General features: G+C 31.5%; 17 protein-coding genes and 1 other annotated feature. Of the genes, 3 read left to right on the top strand and 14 right to left on the bottom strand.

Annotated features, from left to right (window positions below):
• The first annotated feature begins 78 nt into the window (after nt 1-78).
• On the top strand, nt 79-1,497 hold the full coding sequence (locus JMO20_RS13755; RefSeq protein ID WP_202710262.1) for an NAD(P)/FAD-dependent oxidoreductase: 1,419 nt from the start codon (nt 79-81) through the stop codon (nt 1,495-1,497).
• 147 nt (nt 1,498-1,644) lie between these two features.
• Here JMO20_RS13755 and JMO20_RS13750 read toward each other — a convergent pair whose 3' ends face one another.
• The 3 genes from JMO20_RS13750 to truA all read right to left on the bottom strand — a co-directional run bounded on the left by JMO20_RS13750 (nt 1,645) and on the right by truA (nt 3,712).
• Nucleotides 1,645-2,151: a hypothetical protein gene (locus tag JMO20_RS13750; RefSeq protein WP_202710261.1), complete on the bottom strand. Its 507-nt coding sequence runs from the start codon at nt 2,149-2,151 to the stop codon at nt 1,645-1,647.
• Nucleotide 2,152: 1 nt separating this feature from the next.
• Complete coding sequence (locus tag JMO20_RS13745) at nt 2,153-2,623, bottom strand: hypothetical protein (RefSeq protein WP_202710260.1); 471 nt, start codon at nt 2,621-2,623, stop codon at nt 2,153-2,155.
• A gap of 351 nt (nt 2,624-2,974) precedes the next feature.
• The gene (gene truA, locus JMO20_RS13740) at nt 2,975-3,712 is read right to left on the bottom strand and encodes a tRNA pseudouridine(38-40) synthase TruA (RefSeq protein ID WP_202710259.1); all 738 of its coding nucleotides are present in this window, start codon (nt 3,710-3,712) and stop codon (nt 2,975-2,977) included.
• Nucleotides 3,713-3,929: 217 nt separating this feature from the next.
• On the opposite strand from truA, the gene JMO20_RS13735 reads away from it, so the two are divergent.
• Nucleotides 3,930-5,171 (top strand): DUF401 family protein, encoded by a 1,242-nt coding sequence (locus JMO20_RS13735; protein WP_202710258.1) that lies wholly within the window; start codon nt 3,930-3,932, stop codon nt 5,169-5,171.
• A gap of 152 nt (nt 5,172-5,323) precedes the next feature.
• Here JMO20_RS13735 and JMO20_RS13730 read toward each other — a convergent pair whose 3' ends face one another.
• Nucleotides 5,324-5,677, bottom strand: a complete 354-nt coding sequence (locus JMO20_RS13730; RefSeq protein WP_202710257.1) for a hypothetical protein — start codon at nt 5,675-5,677, stop codon at nt 5,324-5,326.
• Between the two features lie 178 nt (nt 5,678-5,855).
• Nucleotides 5,856-8,204: an ATP-dependent Clp protease ATP-binding subunit gene (locus tag JMO20_RS13725; RefSeq protein WP_202710256.1), complete on the bottom strand. Its 2,349-nt coding sequence runs from the start codon at nt 8,202-8,204 to the stop codon at nt 5,856-5,858.
• Between the two features lie 493 nt (nt 8,205-8,697).
• Between JMO20_RS13725 and JMO20_RS13720 the strand changes: the two genes are divergently transcribed.
• Nucleotides 8,698-9,723 (top strand): branched-chain amino acid aminotransferase, encoded by a 1,026-nt coding sequence (locus JMO20_RS13720; protein ID WP_202710255.1) that lies wholly within the window; start codon nt 8,698-8,700, stop codon nt 9,721-9,723.
• Between the two features lie 95 nt (nt 9,724-9,818).
• On the opposite strand, the gene JMO20_RS13715 is transcribed toward JMO20_RS13720, so the two are convergent.
• From JMO20_RS13715 to atzD, 9 genes are all read right to left on the bottom strand, one after another.
• Complete coding sequence (locus JMO20_RS13715; protein ID WP_202710254.1) at nt 9,819-10,526, bottom strand: 16S rRNA (uracil(1498)-N(3))-methyltransferase; 708 nt, start codon at nt 10,524-10,526, stop codon at nt 9,819-9,821.
• A 175-nt stretch (nt 10,527-10,701) separates the two neighbouring features.
• Nucleotides 10,702-12,609, bottom strand: coding sequence for a threonine--tRNA ligase (gene thrS, locus JMO20_RS13710; RefSeq protein WP_202710308.1), 1,908 nt, complete (start codon nt 12,607-12,609; stop codon nt 10,702-10,704).
• A 65-nt stretch (nt 12,610-12,674) separates the two neighbouring features.
• Nucleotides 12,675-12,915, bottom strand: a binding site (T-box leader).
• A 55-nt stretch (nt 12,916-12,970) separates the two neighbouring features.
• On the bottom strand, nt 12,971-13,906 hold the full coding sequence (gene arcC, locus JMO20_RS13705) for a carbamate kinase (RefSeq protein ID WP_202710253.1): 936 nt from the start codon (nt 13,904-13,906) through the stop codon (nt 12,971-12,973).
• Nucleotides 13,899-15,335 (bottom strand): YlbE family protein, encoded by a 1,437-nt coding sequence (locus JMO20_RS13700; protein WP_202710252.1) that lies wholly within the window; start codon nt 15,333-15,335, stop codon nt 13,899-13,901. Before JMO20_RS13700 ends, arcC begins: the two co-directional genes overlap by 8 nt.
• Before the next feature lie 14 nt (nt 15,336-15,349).
• Nucleotides 15,350-16,894, bottom strand: coding sequence for an acyl-CoA synthetase FdrA (gene fdrA, locus JMO20_RS13695; protein WP_202710251.1), 1,545 nt, complete (start codon nt 16,892-16,894; stop codon nt 15,350-15,352).
• 2 nt (nt 16,895-16,896) lie between these two features.
• Nucleotides 16,897-17,835 carry an oxamate carbamoyltransferase subunit AllH family protein gene (locus JMO20_RS13690; RefSeq protein ID WP_202710250.1) on the bottom strand — a complete coding sequence of 313 codons (939 nt, stop codon included), beginning with the start codon at nt 17,833-17,835 and terminating at the stop codon, nt 16,897-16,899.
• Nucleotides 17,836-17,885: 50 nt separating this feature from the next.
• The gene (locus JMO20_RS13685) at nt 17,886-19,193 is read right to left on the bottom strand and encodes a uracil-xanthine permease family protein (RefSeq protein WP_202710249.1); all 1,308 of its coding nucleotides are present in this window, start codon (nt 19,191-19,193) and stop codon (nt 17,886-17,888) included.
• A 133-nt stretch (nt 19,194-19,326) separates the two neighbouring features.
• On the bottom strand, nt 19,327-20,586 hold the full coding sequence (locus JMO20_RS13680) for a hypothetical protein (protein WP_207753509.1): 1,260 nt from the start codon (nt 20,584-20,586) through the stop codon (nt 19,327-19,329).
• A gap of 76 nt (nt 20,587-20,662) precedes the next feature.
• Complete coding sequence (atzD, locus tag JMO20_RS13675) at nt 20,663-21,775, bottom strand: cyanuric acid amidohydrolase (RefSeq protein WP_202710248.1); 1,113 nt, start codon at nt 21,773-21,775, stop codon at nt 20,663-20,665.
• Between the last annotated feature and the right edge of the window lie 116 nt (nt 21,776-21,891).

Here is a 21,891-nt window from a genome sequence, read left to right as displayed (position 1 = left end):
TATTTTAAAATTTATTTAAAATGTTCGTATATTGTGTTATTATATTAATGTATCCAAAGAAGGAAAGGTGAGATTATTATGAAATACGATATTATTATAGTTGGTGCAGGTCCATCGGGATTGTTCACGGCTATGGAGTTAATAAAGCTTAATAAAAATAAAAAAGTTCTATTAATTGAAAAAGGAAAAAAAGTTGAAAATAGAAAATGTCCTAAAGAGAAAACTAATGAGTGCGTTGATTGCCAACCATATTGTAGTATAACAGCTGGAGTTTCAGGCGCAGGAGCTTTTTCTGATGGAAAGCTTAGCTTAAGTCCAGAAGTTGGAGGAGAATTACCAAATTATATTGGTCATGATAATACAGTTGAGTTAATTAATTATGTAGATAAAACATACTTGAACTTTGGTGCTGATGAGCATGTAGAGGGTATAGAAAATGAAGAAGCTATTCAAGAAATTCGTAAAAAAGCTATAAAAGCTAATCTGAAACTAGTCCTCTGTCCTATTAGGCATCTAGGAACTGAAAAAGCCCATGATATATTTAAGCGTATTCAAGATCATATCATCGACTGCGGTGTAGACTTAAGAGATAATCTTTATACAGAAGATTTAATAATAGAAGATAACACTATAAAAGGCGTAAGGGTTATAAAGTCTCAGGAATATAAAAAAGGACATTTAGAGAATATAGAAGAAATTTATGGAGATAAAGTAGTTTTATGTGTAGGTAGGAAAAGTGCAAATTGGCTCAAAACTATGTGTCTAAAGCACAATATTAATCATAGAGCAGGAACCGTAGATGTTGGTGTAAGAGTAGAAGTTAGAGATGAAGTAATGGCAGAAATAAATGATGTCTTATATGAAGGTAAACTAATAGGTCATCCTAAGCCTTTTAAAGATAAGGTACGAACCTTCTGTCAAAATCCAAGTGGTTTTGTGGCTGAAGAAAGGTATGATAATAAGTTGTCAATTGTAAATGGTCACTCATATAAAGATAATAAGTCCAAAAACACGAACCTTGCAATACTAAGCTCCCATAACTTCGAATATCCTTTTAATCAGCCTATAGAATATGGAAAAAAAGTTGCTGAGCTTGTAAATATGCTGGGAGATAATAAAATATTAGTTCAGAGATATGGAGATATAGTAGATGGAAAAAGAACTTGGCCGAAGGAATTATCGCAGTCAAATGTGATACCTACTCTTAAAGATGCAGTAGCAGGAGATCTAACATCTGCTATTCCTTATAGACCAATGATGAATATAATAAACTTTATACAAGCTATGGATGTAATTGTTCCAGGCTTTGCCAGTCCAGAAACCCTATTATATGGACCAGAAGTTAAGTTTTATTCAAACAAGGTCATTTTAGATAACAATTTTAAGGCCAATATTGAAAATCTACATTTTCTTGGAGATGGATGTGGGTTAACTCGAGGGCTTATGATGGCATCATGCTCAGGAGTTCAAATGGCTAGGATATTAGAAAAAAAATAGATTAAATAAATCAGAGGATACTTTACACTGTACCAATAATGGATGTATTAGTATTCTCTGTTTTTTTGTTTTATCTATTAAGCATTTCATTTAATCATCAGCAATCTTTTAATATATAATCACATATCTTCATTTATTAATATATTTTTATAAGTTACTTTTACCATTTTTGCAGCTCTTATCATATTGTATTAAATGAAAGGTGAGTATAGTAAGGGATTGAACTAATAGATAGACAGGGAACGAATATTGTATTTCCCACTCTTTATACTGAAACACATTAAAAATTGCCATAATATATTCTATTATAGTCCCTATCAGTGATGATATTAGGATAAACAACATAATATTTATGCCCTTTGGCTTCAATCTATCATATATATTTAGAAAAATATATGAAGTTAAAGCAAAAAATATATATATGATTATCTCAAATAATTCAAAGGGTTCTCCATCTAAAACATCGTATAAATCATAGGGCCTTGGAGCTAATAAATGATCAGAAATTCTTGGGACTACAAGTCCAATTAATAATATTAGAATAATTGTAGATAATGAAAATCGTTTTGGTAGCTTTATTGCAACAAAAAATGTGATTATAAAAAAAATAATTACAAAAATCTCATTCTGGTCAAACGTTTCAGGTAAAGGCACTTTATTTCTTCCCCTCTCTTATATATACTTTTCTAAATGGTTGAAATAAAAGAAATGTTGTTATTAGCAAAGCTATCAAAAAAAAACTTTGAGTTACTATTCTTAATTTAAATTTTTCAATTATATTAAAATAAATCGCTAAATACTGTATCGCTATTAGTATTCCAGTGAATATTATTGTTAAGCAAATTCTTACTAAGAGTACTTTATATCCTACCATTAATTCTATATAGCTTATTATTACTATGGGAATAAGAATCACATCTATTATACGAGAATTCCAATAAAGTGCAATATTACTATTCAATCTAACAACCTTGTAATTTACAATAGCTATATCTTCCACGAAAGTATATAAGAAAGAAGCTACTAACCATAAAAATATAATTTCATTTATACTAAATTTATTCTTTTTTACTAAAAAAGAAATAAGCACAATTAAAGTAATACTTATAAAAAATGAGTATTCCATAAAACCCTCCTAAAAATCTAATTTAAATTAAACAATCTGCCATTTGCTATTTCAATATATATTTAGACTTCATATATGCTTTGCTAAAACATTTATTAATTATATTTCGTCAATATACGTCAAATTATGCGATTAATTTTACGAAAACTTCCTTCCGTTAAGTAGTTATTTGATGTAATAAAAAAATTAAGGTCAAAAATATTCTTAACCCTAACTTTTCTGTAACCCACATATATTCTTTTTTTCTCAAATTACTTATCAATTATTCGTTCTAAATCTATACTACTGCAAATCTTGTAATTATTTTCTTATATTTTTTTCATTTCTATTTTATTCTAGTTCGCTTCTTGTTTAATATTCTACTTCTACTAAGTAAAGGCCTTGAGCTGAGGCAGTTGGTCCAGCTAGTTGTCTATTCTTTTTCTTTAATATATCGTTAACCTTCTGAGGCTTCAGATTGCCCTTTCCAACCTCTATTAGGGTTCCTACGATTATTCTTACCATATTATATAGAAATCCATTTCCAACTATTTTTATTTCTATCAAACCATCACTTTTAGTAATATCTATAGAGTATATTGTCCTAACATTAGATTTTTTCTTAGATTTTGATGTAACAAAGCTAGAAAAATCATTTTCTCCAACTAAAAATTTAGCACCTTTTTCCATAGCCTCTACATTTAAGCTTTCATTAATATGTTCAGAATAATTTCTGACAAAAGGATTTCTATATTTTTCATTCCATATTTTATATAAATAAGTTTTTCTTATGGCATTATATCTTGAATGAAATCTATCATGTACCTCTTTAACTTCACCAATCACTATATCTTGAGGCAGATAAATATTTAAATAATCTTGAAGATCATTTAAAATCATGTCAGAATTTGTCTTAAAATTAGCTACTTGACCTATAGCATGAACTCCTGCATCTGTTCTACCAGACCCAATTATTTTTATATCCTCTTGTGTAATTCTTGAAAGTGTTTCTTCTATTTTCTGTTGAATAGATTTATCACTATTTTTTAATCGTTGCCACCCTTTATATTTAGAGCCGTCATATTTAATTAAAAGCTTGATATTTCTCATCTACCTCTCTCCTTTTCATAACTTCTTAATATTATAACCTAGACTTTTATCTTTTACAATTGACTTACTCATGCTAATATTTATTTGAGGTGTTGAATATTAAATAGTATGCAGAGTTATCCACTATCTTTTTGTTTTGTTTTTCTTTGAACTATGATATAACTAAATAGGATATAAATTTAGAGACGCTAAATTTCATAAAAGAGGAGATGATAAATTGGCAATAATAACATTAATTATTTCTATCACAGTGGTTCTTATCATAGTAAGTAAAAAAGTGAATATTGGATATTCTCTAATGATTGGAGCAGTTTTATTAGCCCTTTTAAATAAAATGTCTCCAATTAAAATATTAAGTTTAGTTTGGCAGACATTCTCTGACTACTCATCAGTCACATTAGCCATAACCATAGGCTTGATTACTATATTAAGCCATTTAATGGATAAGTATTTAATACTAGATAGAATGATATCTAGCTTAGAAAAGGTATTAAGAAGTGCAAAGATAACGATTTTATTCACACCCGCAATAATTGGAACATTATTGGTTACTGGAGGGGCTTTAATGTCGTGTCCAGTAGTTGATAAATTAGGTGACAAGCTTAATTTACCAAATGATAAAAGAGCATCAATTAATCTTATTTTCAGACATGCCTTGTATTTTGTATATCCTTTATCTCCTGCCATAATTTTAGCAGCAGAGGTAGGAAATATTAATTTATGGGATTTCATTAAGCTTCAATTTCCTATCACTATAGTTATGTATATATTAGGTTATATTTTCTTATTAAGAAAATGCGATGACACTAAACCAGAAAAAACTAGTCTTAAAGAATACATGATTTCAATTAAAGAGTTCCTATTATATGCATCTCCAATATTAATAAGTCTTTTAGGAGTTATAGTACTAAGATTACCTTTTTATATTTCATTACTCTTTGGTATTTTAATATCCATATCTATAAACATATATGATAAAAGACAGGATTCTAAATATGATACTAACCAAAGAGTTTTTAAAACTATTTTTCAAGGTTTAAAAATTCCAATGGTAGTCGCTATATTAGGAATAATGCTATTTAAAAACGTTGTAAACAACATTGATGAAATATATGTACAATTAAATGGTTTTTTAGATAAAGGCATCCCCTTAGAGTTATTAATTATAATTGGATGTGCTGTTATATCTTTCTCCATGGCGTCTACTCAGCCAAGTATTGCATTACTATTTCCAATGATATTACCTTTGGCTACTAGCTATGGTATGAAGCTAAACTATGCAATGTTTATATATGTTAGTGCATTCACCTTCTATTATATTTCCCCATTGCATTTATGTCAGGTACTAACTATAGAATATTTTGATGTTAAGGTAAAAAATCTTTATAAAAACTATGTGTATATTCTTCCTATTACATATCTGTCCATGATTGTAATTTATCTTTTGAATATATTTTAAAAGACTTGTTGCACAATGTTCTCAAAATATTGTGCAACAAGTCTTTTTTATTTTTTTCTTTGTTTTTTTGTTATAGGTTTCTATTTATATTCGATTGATTTGCATATTTAATAATTAAATGTATTTCTTGCATGATTTTAATATGTAATTTCCTAATCTCTAAGAAATACATTTACAGATAAAGTCATTCCTATAAATATCCAAAGATATATATAACTTAGATTTTCTTCTATAAGTACAAATAATAAAGCAAATAAAATAAAAGCGATAAACTTATTAGGTGACTTATATAAAAAAACTTTTAGAGCATCTATAACCTTATTATCTCTATTAATAAAGATTAATGTAGTAATGATTAATGAAACAGCTAGATAAATAGCTAAGGAAATCATAATACTCTTAAATGATAAATCCCTATCCCCTATGAGCTTAGCTATAATTAATAAAATAGGATAACTTACAAATAGCATTATTACTTTCTTTGTAACTTTTGATTCTAATAACATTTACTCACCTCAACTTTAGAGAAGTTCTAATTATATATCATTTTACCATTAGTTCCATTAAAAGTAAATTTATTAGCTTATAATGTTTTAAAACTATATCAAAAGAAGATATTTTCATAAAAAAAATGTGAGCTTTTTAATCTCACATTTTTTTCATTATTCTATTTCTTAATTATACCTATGCTACTTCTAGAGTAACCTTATCATCCTTCATTACTACCTTCACATAAGCTCCATCTACAACTTTATTTTGAATATATTGCTCTGCTATTTCATCCTCAATATATTTCTGGATAGTTCTTCTTAAAGGTCTAGCTCCATATTTCTCATCGTACCCTTTTTCAAGTATAAACTCTTTTACCTTATCATCAACATCTATTGTAATATTCTTTTCCTTCGCTTCAATAATAATCTCCTTAAGCATTAAATCTATTATCTTACGAAGTTCTTCTCTTGTTAGTTTAGTAAATACTATTGTATCGTCTACTCTATTTAAGAATTCTGGTCTAAAAATATCTTTAAGAGCCTCTTTGACTTTATTTTCTAAAGCATCATATCCTTGTTTTCCAAATCCTATACCACTAGACTTTAAATTTGTTCCAGCATTTGATGTCATTACTATTATTGCATTATCAAAATAAACTGTTCTACCTTGACTATCAGTCAGCCTTCCATCCTCTAGAATCTGTAATAACATATTGAAAACATCATAATGGGCTTTTTCAATTTCATCTAAAAGTATAACTGAATAAGGCTTTCTACGTACTTTTTCAGTTAACTGTCCACCTTGGTCATATCCTACATATCCTGGAGGAGCACCAATTAATTTAGATACTGTATGTTTTTCCATATATTCAGACATATCAATTCTAATCATAGCTTCTTCACTACCGAATATTTCATGGGCTAAAGCTCTAACTAATTCTGTTTTACCAACTCCTGTAGGTCCTACAAAGATAAAAGATGATGGCTTCTTACGTTTTTTGAATCCTGAACGATTACGTCTTATTGCCTTGGAAATACTTTCTATAGCTTCATTTTGACCAATCACCCTGTTATGAAGTCTATCTTCTAATTTCAATAGCTTTGCAGCTTCTTCTTCCGTAATTTTTTGAACAGGGATTTTTGTCCATGCTTCAATTACATATGCAATATCCTCAACTGTTATCTCAACTTCTGTACATTCTTCTTTTATTTTCTCTATCTTTTCCTGAATCTTAATTTCATTCATTTTTAAGTCTGCTGCCTTTTCATAATCACTATTTTCAGCTGCAATCTCTTTCTCTACTTCAATATCATCTAACTCTTCTTCAAGTGCAGCAAGCTCAACTAAGCCTTTATTTTTCAAGTTAGCTCTAGATCCTGCTTCGTCTATTACATCAATAGCTTTATCAGGTAGATATCTATCATTAATATATCTTTGTGATAGCTTGACAGCCACCTCAATTACATCATTAGAAATTTTTACTTGATGATAATCTTCATAATAATCTTTTATCCCTTGTAATATTTCAATGGATTCATCTATTGATGGTTCCTCTACTAAAACTGGTTGGAATCTTCTTTCAAGGGCTGTATCCTTTTCAATATGCTTTCTGTATTCATCAATAGTTGTTGCACCTATTATCTGTATTTCTCCCCTTGCAAGAGCAGGTTTTAGTATGTTAGCAGCGTTCATGACTCCTCCATGTACTTCACCTGCACCCATTATATTATGAACTTCATCAATTACTAAAATAACATTTCCACATTCAGAAGCTTCTTTAATGATAGATTTCATTCTACCTTCAAATTGACCCCTAAATTGAGTTCCAGCCACTACAGCGGTTAAATCTAATAAATAAACTTCCGTATCAAATAGCTTTATTGGAACTTGTTGTTCCACAATCCTAACTGCTAAACCTTCTGCAATAGCTGTTTTACCAACTCCTGGTTCACCAATAAGTATAGGATTATTTTTCTGACGTCTATTTAAAATCTGAATTACCCTATCAATTTCTCTATGTCTTCCAACAATTTTGTCAACTTGATTATTTTTTGCTTTATCTGTTAAATTTGTACCATAAGTATCCAAATACTTTTTCTTCTTTTTCTTTGATTTCTTTCCTTTGGTATCTTTTTTATCCTTTTCCTTTGTTTGTTTTATGTTATCTGATTTTTGAGTCTTTTCTTCCTTAGACTCTAACTTATTAGACTCTAACTCATCAGATTCTAAATCATCAGATTCTAAATCCTTTGATCCTTTCATAAATGGTAATGCACCTCTAAATATATCCTTAAATGCATTTTCTTCATCTATTTCCATATCATCCATCTCACCATTTTCATACATTGCATTCATCTGTTCAGTAAGATTTTCTACTTCCTCCGAAGACATCCCTGTTTGCTCCATCAATTGATTCATAATTGGAAAACCCATTTTCTTAGCACATTCTATACATATACCTTCCATTTTGGGCTTACCATTTTCCAGTTTTGATATAAAAGCAACAGCCATATTCTTCTTACAAATAGAACATTTTTTCATCACAACCATCTCCATACTTGTTTTATATTTTATTAAATTTTTACTGAGATCATTTTTAATTATTTACCCATAAAAAATATTAAATCAAAAATTAATTATAATTTTGCTAATTTTATAGTTGAAAATGTATATTTAAAGTTTTTCTTATATTAACTATTATACTAGACAAACTCATAACTTATTTTATTTAAAAGTACCTGGAAAAATTCATAGGAAAGATATAGTGTAGTTATATCACATTATATATAACATGATTACTATTTTCAATACATCAACTCAAAAACTAGAAATTATTATAAAAAAGTAATATATGCTAACTTATTTTGGATTATGCACTTTTTTCTTATTATGTTATAATTTAAATGTACTATAATAACGAGCATAGAGAAAAATAAAAATATAGAATTATTATTATTTATAAAATTCTATGCTTTAGCTCTAAATTTCAAGTTTTCTACAAACTAATAAACTAAATTATAGCAAGGGGGATTATATGAGTAAACAAACAAATATTGATTGGAGCAAATTAGGATTTAGTTACATGAAAACGGATTTCCGTTATATATCCAGATGGAAAGATGGAAAATGGGATGATGGAAAGTTAGTTGAGGATAATAGACTTTCAATTAGTGAAGCCTCTACTGCTTTACATTATGGACAACAATGTTTCGAAGGACTAAAGGCTTATCGCACAAAGGAAAATAAGATTCAGCTTTTTAGACCTGATGAAAACGCTTCCCGTCTTAAAAATAGTTGTAAGCGTGTACTAATGCCAGAAGTTCCAGTAGAAAAATTTATTGATGCATGTAAACAAGTTGTTAAAGCTAATGAGCATTTTGTACCACCATACGGTTCTGGTGCAACATTGTATCTTAGACCTTTTGTAATTGGTGTAGGAGATAATCTAGGAGTTAAACCAGCTCCTGAATATATTTTCTGTGTTTTCTGTGTTCCAGTAGGACCTTATTTCAAAGGTGGCATGGCACCAGTAAACTTTACTATTGCTGATTACGATAGAGCAGCGCCTTATGGAACAGGAGCAGCTAAGGTTGGAGGTAACTATGCAGGAAGTCTTTTACCTCACGAAGAAGCTGTGAAAAAAGGATTTGCAGATGCAATTTATCTTGACCCTAAAACTCACACTAAGATTGAGGAAGTTGGGGCTGCTAACTTCTTTGGAATTACTAATGACGATAAATTCATTACACCTAATTCACCATCTATTCTTCCAAGTATAACTAAGTATTCATTAATGCATATTGCTAAAGAATATTTAGAAATGGAAGTTATCGAAAGAGATGTATTTATCGATAAATTAGATGAATTCAAAGAAGCAGGAGCTTGCGGTACTGCAGCAGTTATAACACCAATCGGTGGTATAGAGTACAAAGGAGATCTTCATGTGTTCCATAGTGAAACAGAAGTTGGTCCTGTAACTAAGAAGCTTTATGATACTTTATATGGAATTCAATTTGGTGATGTTGAAGCACCAGAAGGTTGGATTGTAGAAGTAGAGTAATTTGAAATTTATTTAAAATGACTGTCATGTAAAAGTGACAGTCATTTTTTTATTATTAACACTTTAAAAATAAATAATTATATATTTCTATTAAGTCAGGAAAGTCTCCCTATTAAATAAGGTACAGCAGTTTCTACTCTCAAAATTCTTTTTCCCAGACTAACAATTTCAAAGCCTTGTTTCTTTAACATTTCAACTTCGTAGGGTATAAAGCCTCCCTCTGGACCAATGGTTAGAGTCACAGGTTCGTAAATGCCTCTAGGACATTCTCTTTCACCAGTTGGGTGTCCAGCAATCGGTCTAGTTCCCTTAATGATATTGGGAATTTCATCTTCTACAAATGGCTTAAAAAGCTTTTTGATATGAATTCTTGGTAATATCGTATCCTTACCTTGTTCTAAGCCTAATATCATATGCTTCAATAGATTATCATCACTTAATAAAGAACTCCCCCAATAGCTTTTATCTACTCTCCACGTTTTTATTAGATATATGTCTTTAATTCCCATTGTAGTAACATCTTGAAGAATACGTTTAAATACCTTTGGTCTTGGCATAGCCAATATTAATTTAATATTAGATGGCTCCGATGGATTATCAATTAAATTTACATTCATTTCTATAGATTCTTTAGTCAATGAGATAATTTTTCCTTCTCCCATTTTGCCATTTAGTAATCCTACTCTTAATGTATCTCCTATATCAGCCTTATGAATTGATTGAACATGCTTAAGTCTTCTACCCTGTAATCTAACCTTATTTTCTTCAATAAAATCTTCTTCAAATAGTATTATTAGGTTCATATACTTTTCCTTTCTTAATATTTGAGGAAGTTGCATGTTAAAATTTTATGCAAGATTATATTTAATTTGTAAATATGCAATTTCCTCATTTGCATTAATTACTTATAGTTTATAACAAAGGTCATAGACTTATTAAGCCTATGACCCTTTAGTCATCAATATCTGAATTGAACTCCTATTGTTTTTTAGTCTCTATTTCTTCAACCACTTTATTAACAAACTCTTCAATCTTCATTGCACCTATATCGCCTTCTTCTCTATCTCTAACCGATACAGTTTCGTCGTTTACTTCTTTTTCTCCTACAATAAGCATGTATGGATTTCTAGCTAATTGTGCTTCTCTTATCTTGTATCCGATTTTCTCAGATCTAGTATCAACTTCAACCCTTACTCCCTTTGCTTTAAGGGCTTCTGCTACTTCATATCCATAATCATTGAATTTATCAGATATAGGTAATATGCTAACCTGAGTTGGAGCTAACCATACTGGGAATTTACCTGCAAAGTGCTCTATTAAAACTCCAATAAATCTTTCCATACTTCCCAATATAGTTCTATGAATCATAACTGGTCTATGCTTTTCATTATCCTTGCCCACATAAGTTAAATCAAACCTTTCTGGCATTTGAAAGTCAAGTTGAATAGTTGCACATTGCCAAGTACGTCCTATACTATCTTCAAGATGGAAGTCAATCTTTGGCCCATAAAAAGCTCCATCGCCTTCATTAACCACATAATTAATCTCCATTTCCTCCAGAGCTTCTCGTAATGCATTTGTTGCCATATTCCATTGCTCTTCTGTTCCCATTGCCTTTTCTGGTCTTGTAGAAAGCTCTATGTGGTATTTAAATCCAAATACTTCATACATATGATCTGCAAGTTCTATAACATTCTTCAATTCATCTTTTACCTGCTCTGGAAGCATAAATATATGGGCATCATCTTGAGTAAAGCTTCTAACTCTCATTAATCCATGAAGAGCCCCTGCTAACTCATGTCTGTGAACAAGTCCAAGCTCTGCCATTTTTAATGGTAAATCTCTATAACTATACATATTTGATTTATATATTAACATAGCTCCTGGACAGTTCATTGGTTTTATTGCAAAATCTGAATCATCTATATTTGTGAAATACATATTTTCTTTATAATGATCCCAGTGTCCTGATTGATGCCATAATTGTTCATTTAATATTATTGGAGTTTTAACCTCAGAGTATCCTCTCTTTACATGCTCTTCTCTCCAGAACTCTTCTATGTTGCGCCATAAAATCATTCCCTTAGAGTGGAAGAATGGAAATCCCGGTCCCTCTCCATGCATACTAAATAATCCTAATTCTTTTCCAAGCTTTCTATGGTCTCTTTTCTTAGCTTCTTCAAGTCTTTCTAAATACTCATCTAAATCCTTCTTCTTTTCAAAGGATGTTCCATAAATTCTTTGAAGCATTGGTCTCTTTTCATCGCCTCTCCAATATGCTCCAGCAATGCTTGTTAATTTGAAGGCTTTAACTTTTTTAGTTGTTGGTAAATGAGGTCCCTTACATAAATCAACAAAGTCTCCTTGCTGATAGAAGGATATTACAGCATCCTCTGGTAAATCTTGAACTAATTCAACCTTATAATCTTCTCCAATTTCTTTAAGGTACTCTATTGCTTCATTTCTAGGCTTAATAAACTTTTCTGGATGTAAATCAGACTTAACTATTTTTTTCATTTCTTTTTCAATCTTCTCTAAGTCTTCTGGAGTAAATCTATGCTCTGTATCGAAGTCATAATAAAATCCATCCTTAATTGCTGGTCCTATTGCTAGTTTTACATCTGGGAAAAGGCGCTTAACTGCTTGAGCTAGGATATGAGCACTTGTATGTCTAAATACATCTTGACCTTCTTCACTATCAAACTTTAAAAGGTTTATTTTAGAATCTTCTTCTATAGTTTCTTGTACACCCACTAGTTCTCCATTTAACTCAGCTCCAACAATCACCCTAGCTAAGCCTTCACTTATGTCCTTTGCAACATCTAAAACCGTAATCTTATTTTCATACTCTCTAATTGATCCATCTGGTAAAGTAATTTTAATCATTGACATCACAACTCCTCCTCTTATTTATTATTTAAAAATCAAAAAAACCTCTCACTCCTAGCAATGCTAGGGGCGAGAGGTTACTCACACGGTTCCACCCTAATTAAAACCATTCATATATAACATTATATATAAACGTCCACTCTAATGATTATAACGTAATCAACGGAAATCCTTACCCAAATTAATGGATTTTAGATACACTCAAGGTTAGTTTTCAATTGGGTTCATCTAGGGTGCTTCCAGCCACGACATCCCTTCTCTGATAGATTAAAACCAATTTACTCATCCTATCATCGCTTTAATCCTTTTATTTTTATTCATTATATTTATTATTTTGTATATTGTCAAGGAATAATATTCATTTTTTATAAATAGTAGTACCACTTTCTCCTAGCAATGCCTGCCTAGCTTTTTCAAGAGAAGCTATTATAGCCTTTCTACCCTGTTTCGATTCCACAAATTTAATTGCAGCTATTACTTTTGGAAGCATACTTCCTGGTGCAAATTGATTTTCATCAATGTATTCTCTCGCTTCTTCTACTGAAATACTTTTTAATTCAATTTGATTAGGTTTTCCAAAATTAATAGCTACTCTATCAACTGCAGTTAATATAAATAAATAATCTGCATCAACTATTTCAGCCATTTTTTCACTTGCAAAGTCCTTATCTATAACTGCTGGCACTCCTTGAAGAGAACTACCTTGCTTAACTACTGGAATTCCTCCACCCCCAACAGTTATAACCACTTGCCCCTTTTCTACAAGTACTTTTACTATGTCCTTTTCTACAATATCTACAGGCTTTGGAGAAGGAACAACTCTTCTATATCCTCTACCCGAGTCCTCAACCATTTCATAACCCTTTTCATTTATTAGCTTCTCTGCTTCTTCTTTAGAGTAGAAGCTTCCTATTGGCTTTGAAGGCTTTCTAAAAGCTTCATCGTTCTCATCCACTATTACTTGAGTAATGATTGTAGCTACCGATTTGTCTATACTTCTTTTAGTCAATTCTTCTCTAATTGCATTTTGCATATGATATCCAATATATCCTTGACTCATAGCTCCACATTCTGGAAAAGGCATTTGTGAAACAGTTTCATTTGTACTTGATGCTATCTCCATAGCTAAATTAATCATGCCGACTTGTGGACCATTACCGTGGGCAATAATTACTTCATGACCTTGCTCTATTAGATTAACTATTGATTTAGCTGTTTCTTTAACTAGTTTTAGTTGTTCCTGTGGTGTTTTACCAAGGGCATTTCCACCTAAAGCCACCATAATTCTACTCATCATTTCCACCTCTTTTGCCATTATTAGTAAATTCTAGTATTGCTTTTTCAAAGCATTCTATCGGTGGATGTACAATACCTGCACCTATTTGTCCTACTCCTGCGACTTTATGAGCCATTCCTGTATTTATTATTGGTAATATTCCTGTTTCTACTACCTTAGCAATATTTATACCTAAAGCTGAACCACGAAAATCTAGTGTAGGGATTGAGTAGTTCGTATTTTCACCATCAGTGATTTCATACATTTGCTCACTGTAATTAATAGCATCTACAACTGTTCCACCAACAAATTGTACGATAGCAGGAGCACCACCCATTACAAATCCGCCTATACCCATTGTTTCTGTTATAGTGCTATCTCCTATATCTGGGCTTGCATCATCTTCTTTGTATCCAGGAAATAGAAGTCCTTTTACCATATTTGCTGGAGCAGTAAACCACTGTTTTTCACCTAATCCACTTACTCTAATTCCAAAATCAACACCATTTCTTGCCATAGTGGTTACAATTGTAGAATTATCTATTCCCTGAGCAGCGTCTAGCGAAACCTTACATGATGGCATAGAGAGATTTAAGAAATAATGGTCATTTCCTTTCATAAATTTTATAACTTCAACCAATGTTTCATTATCAGTGTTGGACGCAATTAAATAAGGTGCTATCTCCCTAAAAAACAGACTTGTAGCTGCCTTATTTCTATTATGACATTCGTCACCCATGTGAACAGCTTGAGCTATAATTGATTTTAAATCAATTCCATCTTCAATTAAAGCTAAGGCAGCCTTTAAAGTAGGTGCAAGCTTCTTTTCTATCCATTTCAATCTATTTATTACTTCATCACTAAACGCTCCATATCTTAATACCTTACCTAGTCCTTCATTAATTGTACAATACCCATAGTTACCATATGTTTTATTATATACTACGTGAACAGGCATAGATGGTGAAACTACACCAGCCATTGGTCCAACTGAATTATGCTCATGGCATGGAGCAAATTCTATTTTTCCTGATGCTGCCAATTCTCTTGCTTCTTCTTCATTCTTAGCTAATCCTTCATATATCAATGCACCGACTATTGCTCCCTGCATTGGACCACACATTCTCTCCCATTTAATTGGAGGACCTGCATGTAGTATCAAGTTTTTTTTCATTCCAGGAATTACATTGATAGCAATATCTACATCTATCAATACTGGATGGGATTCCTTTATAATTTTTATCGCCTTTTCATTAGCATCATTAATTTTATTATTATTCGAAATATCATCTAATGCTTTAATTAATTCTATATTTCCTCTAGCAGGAGGATTCCAATCAACTTGTATTACTTCTTCATTCTGTAATTCAATATCATCCTTGAATTTTGATGTTCCTATATTAATAACCTTAAGCTTCTCTGAAAATAGTTTATCTATTCCATTCATTTCGTGACTCCCTCCTATGATAAAATATTTGCTACTATATTGGCTGCTTCTACATTACTTTCCGCAATTATTATGTCTCCATTTTCTAGCATTTGTATTTGCTTTTTATAATCCTGTTTATCCTTGCTTGTCCCACAAACATATACTACAAATATGATATTTCTTCCATCTTTCTTAGCTATTTGTTGCGCTTCCTCTATTGTTGAAATAGTAACTCCTACAGGATCTTCATGGGAGCCATATCCTAATTCAAAATCCATTAAAACAACACCTACTGATTCATCTTTTGCTGTTTCTTTTATTTTATCTAACCTCAATGTTGGCTCAATCATTGGATGAGGTTTGCCAACGGTAAATTCATCTTCACCCAGATCAAGGAGAACATTCCCATTATAATTATTAATATCTTTTAGTTTCTCTTCTTCCCTTTTAGCAACGTTACTCTGTATACCTGTAAGTTTATCCCTTAGAATATATAGGGCTTCAGCACAGAGAGTTCCACCACCAAAGAGCCCCCTTAAATATTTTTGGTTATCATTTAGTTTACTCTTAGCTTCTGTTATTTTCCTATTTATTTCATTATTATCATTCTTTCTTAACTCTAATTTGATTTCTAATCCTGAAGCCTCAACAGCTTTCTTAGCTGCATTATAAAGGTTATCAGCAAAAATTGCATTAGATTTCTCTACCTTTTCCGAATCTCCTTCGATAAAGCATATAACTACCTGTTTTTTTATATTTTTAACTTGCTCTAGTATCTTTTTCTCGACTTTCTTTGCTGGTGGTTTTGATATTAAAACTATTACATCAGTATTCTCATCTCTATCTAATGCCTTAAGTCCTTCTAACATCATTATTCCACCAATTTCTTCCTTAAGGTCTCTCCCACCAGTTCCAATGGCTTGAGATATGCCCCCACCTAATCTATCAATTTGTACCATTACCTCTTGTAAACCTGTTCCTGATGCTGCAACTAACCCGATATTCCCTTTTTCTACTTTATTAGCAAAGCAAAGTCCTGTGTTATTTATTGATGCTGTTCCACAGTCAGGACCCATTACTAATAATCCTTTATCTTTAGCAAGCTCCTTTAAAGCTTTTTCGTCTTTTAAATCAACATTATCACTAAATAACATTACATTAAGCCCATTTTCTAAAGCTATTTTAGCTTCTCTTGCAGCATATTGTCCTGGCACTGAAATTACTGCTAAATTCCCATCATTCATTTCTTTAAGGGCAGATACTATTGTTTTTGGATTTCTATCTTTTTTTTCTTTTCCTTTCTTTTTTGAATTTAAAGATTCATCAATAATCTTTAAAGCTTCTTCATATACCTCATTGTTTATAGCTTTTATTGCTATTATGAGATCATTATTACTGGCTCCTCTTGTCTCTTCGTTTGAAAGTTCTACATTTTCCAATAGTTCTTTATTCATTTCTGTACCCATTGATATCACTGCTTCTTCTATCCCATCTAGCTCAAGTATTTTACTTGATAATGACATCAATGTAACAGAATCATAGTATGCATTTTTTCTTACTATAGTATTAGATATCATTTTTATCCCTCCATTTTGTGAAAATCTATTGCTAAAATAAATGCTGTAGCTATTCCTATAGCTAAATCTGTACCTGAAGATGAACCAATAGCTAATACTCTATCTAAAGATTTAATAAACTCAGACTCATTTTCATTTATAAAAGAATATATAAGTTTTAAAATTCTTTCCTTATATCTTCCTTCAAAAGTATTCATCAGCATCTGCCTACTTACATAGGTTGTAGATATATCTTCAAGATTAAGATCTCGTATAATTCTTTGTGAAATTTTATTAGTTTTTTTTGAGTTTATAATGCTTATTGTCGATAAAAATCCTGATAGGAAATCATCCCCTGAAGGAGTTAATCCCATTCCCAGCCCTATCAAAGAATTAATATGAGATATATTGACTTTTTCTTTATACACTTCATCTGTAAAAACCTTAATTCTATTGGATAACTCTCTTTCTACTAAACTTGGCTTATACTTATATTTCTCTAGATATCTACTCTCATAAAAATATTTGCATCCTCCATTAATTCCTTTATCTACTATTTTTTCATTAAACTTAATTATATTTCTTTCAGCTACTTTTACGTTTTTTATATTTATCTTACGATTAGAAGGCTTCCATAATTTTGTATTATATAATTTAATAACTATTTTATTTCCTAATATTAAACTATTCCTAATTTTTATAGCAGAATTTCCCACTATAAGATTTAATTCCTTAAAGCTACATCCCTTGTTATCAATTCTTAGAGTATATGGTGAGTTATCAACCGCTAACGCTGCTATTGAATAAATCCTATTACCATATACAATATTAATTACTTTATTAAATATTGTGTGGATTTTTCCAATAGACTCATAATCTTTCTTATCCTGAAAATGATCTAGAAAACCTTCATCACAAGAAAGGGAATTAAAAAATATTTTATTTTGATTTTTAGTACACATAGCTGATCCTCTCCTAGATTACTATTTAATAGATACCATTTTCCTCTATACTATTCATTAATATTTTTTTCAGGCAACACTATATTTAAAATAATAGCTACTATAGCAGCGGGTACTACTCCAGACCTTAAAAATAATTGAATGTTTTCTGATAAATATTGAGTAGCTTCTGGAACTAGATTTAACCCCACTCCAATTCCTAAAGATATAGCCATGATAAGCATATTCCTATTATTGAATTTAACCTTTCTTAGCAAAGATATCCCTGAAACTCCTACCATTGTAAACATTGCAATGGCTGCCCCGCCTAATACTGGTTCAGGCATAATAGCTATTATGGCTGCAAATTTAGGTAGCAGCGATAATATTATCAATATAATGGCTCCAATTCTAACCACATATTTACTGAATACTCCTGTCAAATTAACAACTCCAATATTTTGTGTATATGAAGTATTGGGAAAGGCATTAAAAAATGCTGAAATACAACTGGCAAGTCCATCGGCTATTACTCCACCACTTAATTCCTCATGTGTTGGTGTTCTATTCTCTGCACTACTTGTAATTGCAGAAATATCTCCTATTGTTTCTATAGACGTTGCGATAAACATAAAAAGCATGGCTATAATAGCTGAAGGTTCAAAGCTCCACTTATACTGAAATGGTATAGGAAATGACAACCATCCTGCCTCCATTAGTGGAGATAAATCAATAATGCCTAAAATAATAGAAATGATATATCCAATAATTAATCCCATTAATATTGATGATGTTCTTAAAAATCTATTTCCAAATTGATTAAATATAATTATAGTTGTTAGTACAATTAAAGCTATCAACAAGTTTTGAGGAGATCCTATGTCTCCATTTCCTCCGGCTGCATGTCTAATTCCTACTGGAATTAGAGTTATTCCGATAGTTAATATTACTATGCCAGAAACTAATGGTGTAAATATCTTTTTCAGTAATTTCAGGTTCTTACCTATTAAAATCTCGAACAGACCTCCTATAAAACCGGCACCTAGAACAGCACCAATACCAAATTCTCCAGATATTGCTAGCGCTACAGGTAAAAAAGCATTGCTCGTTCCCATGACTATTGGCAATCCTGAGCCTATGTTTTTAAATTTAAGGACTTGAATTAGTGTAGCTACTCCAGCCATAAATAGTGCACATTGTATTAAGAAAGTGCTTTCTTTAGAACTTAAATCTAGTAATCCAGTTACTAATAGAGGTACCGTTATATTTCCTGAAAACATTGCAAGAATATGTTGAAAAGCTAATGGTACTCCATTAGCTAACTTAGGCTTATCATCAATTCCATAGATAATATCTATTTCTGTTGATTTGTTTGTCATAATATCACCTCAAAAATTACTTCCAGTAAATTTATATAAAATATAAAGGGAAAGAATGATTGTCCTTAACATCATTTATCCCTTTATATTTAAATACTCATTTTAAACCAATTGATTCCAAGCATTCATTATTTTAAACAATTATTACTGCAAGTATAACTAGAATTACCATAGCAGATATTATAAACTTAATATTTTCTTTAATTACATCCATAATATCCATATCAAATCCTTCAGCTAATGCTGCCACATTTATTTGAACTGGACTAACTTGTGTTCCTAGTCCTGCAGCTATGGCCACGAAACCCATTGCTTCTGATGGTAATCCTAAAGCTGCAAGAGTCGGTAAAACTAGAGTAAGAACTCCTGCACAGAATGCACCTGCTGGAATAGCAATTAAGAAGGCTATAATCATTGCCACAGGAACCACTATCATTTGAGGCGCATTTCCTGCTATTGCTGCAATCTGCTCAAAAGTACCTAATTCTGCTATCATATTTATAAATCCTAAGAATATTCCTACTGAAAATAAGGTAGTTAGTATAAATCTCGAACCATCTACTAATGCTTCCGAGGTTTTATTGATATTTAGTGGTGTGAATATTACAGTTAATACACTAGTAAATATTATTGTAGTAGCAGGTGAAAAAATTGATATTCCTATTAGAGAGTTGATTTTACTCCCCCCAACTACCATTATAAGTAATGCAAGTGAAGGTATGGCCTTCTTCCATAAGGTAGTGGTATCTTCCTTTTCCTCTATTGATCCATCTTTGGTAGCTACCGTTTCCTTAATTGTCAATCCACCTCTTTTATATACACCATACATTGCAAGTCCAGCTGCAAGTAGGAAGAAGAGAATTGTAAATGGTCTCATAGCAGCAGCATGAGCTGCTATTTCTCTACCAGCGCTTTCAGCTGCTAAAGCTGTTTCTGTAGAAGCAGGTGACGTAGTAAATCCAACAGCTGTAGCAATTGCCATGCCAGCAATTACCTCTGGAACAGCTCCAACTGCTATTGCAATTAGAGGAGCAGTTACCATTGTGTTTCCGGCTCCCATACCAGCCATATAAGTTGCAAAGGCTTGAATTAATACCATAATTCCAGCTAAAATACTTATTTTTCCCTTTAATCCTCTTTTTGAAAGCTCAACAAGAGATTGAATACTACCTCCCTTGGCAACCATTGCTGCTGTTGCTGCATATAGGATGGGGACTGTAATCCCTAACATGTTCGATACTCCACCTAAAAATATTCCGGTTGCATCACCAACTGTCATTTTTCCAATTATCATTGCTAACACTCCACCGCACACTCCAGCAAATAGCATATGCTTTCTTTTAAACAAAAGAACTACTATCAACACTAATGGTAAAATATTTATTATTAACATGATTTTCCCCCTTAGTTTTATCCTCTTTTTACTGTACCCTCCAGATAGCTCTAATTAAGTGGGTTTAGTAATATTATTATCTTTCCACTATTACAGCAATCGGTCCACCACCTGATGGTCCTTGATGCTCTGCTCCTCCCGATACATAAACCATAGGGTCACCTACTATTGCAGAAATAACTCCATTTACCACTGCCCTTGCATGACGAGTATGATTTATATCAGAGTCAGTTAACATTGTGGTTCTTCTATTTCTCACATATCCATCTGGTGATGCTTCTGCCTTAGCTAGTACATTGACAATTTTCCTTTTATCCTCTTCGGTAGGAAGACTATTAAACTCTAGTCCTGCATCTTTCATGGAGTTAATTACTGCTTCCAGATCGATTGAGTCCTTCATAACGTCATGTCCTATTTTAAATCTACTATTAGATTTGTTTGAATTTCCCATAAGAATTATTTCACAATTTAGAAGCTCTACTCCAGCTGATGTGGAGGCTACCTCTGAAAATAAAGACCAATCTTTAAGAATTGATTCATCTTTTAACTTTTCTTCATCTATTTCATTTAGTGCAACTGCCACTCCTAATGCCGATGCTCCTCTTGAATATCCCATAGATTTATAGGTATCATTTACAATCACCCTTTTGCCTCTAGCCTGGGCATCTAAAATTCTATCTGAAGTTAATAAAGGACATTTTATTTGTACAAAATGTACATCTTCCTTAGACTCTATAGCTGCAGAATCCATAAGCTCTAAAACTACTCTTTCAACCTCTTTTACCATGGTCATAGTACCTATTTCCTCAGGTAGAAAATCTCTAGTAAATCCAACACTTACAGCTAGAGCTTTTTCATCATTACTATTATTATTTTCTTGATCAATTTCTTTTTTAGTAAAAATTGTAGCATGTGGTGACATTACTCCTTCTGTGCCACCAGACATAACAAAAGCAATACGTTCTCCAATTTCAGCCACAGACTTTCCTAGTTTATTGGATAAAAAGGTTTTAAAAGCTAGTGTTGAAAAGCCTCTTGTGAAATCGTTTACACACCCATTACCTTCAGTCTTACCCAGTATAGCTACTATTTCCTCTGGATTTATATCTCCCTTATTAATTAATTCCTTCAGTCCTTCTATATCATCAGGCGATGACATAGCTATCCTGTATACATTTACATCCATCATAAATATAACCTCCTTTAATGGTTCAGTGATCACTTAGATTGTTAACTGATTTGTACAATGTTCAAACTCACTATTTTTTCATCATACTCTAATCACCAAAAATAGTTTGTTTACCA

The organism is Sporosalibacterium faouarense (genome assembly GCF_016765695.1).
Taxonomy (GTDB): Bacteria; Bacillota; Clostridia; order Tissierellales; family VENL01; genus Sporosalibacterium; species Sporosalibacterium faouarense.
This window is presented reverse-complemented; position numbering and strand designations above follow the sequence as displayed.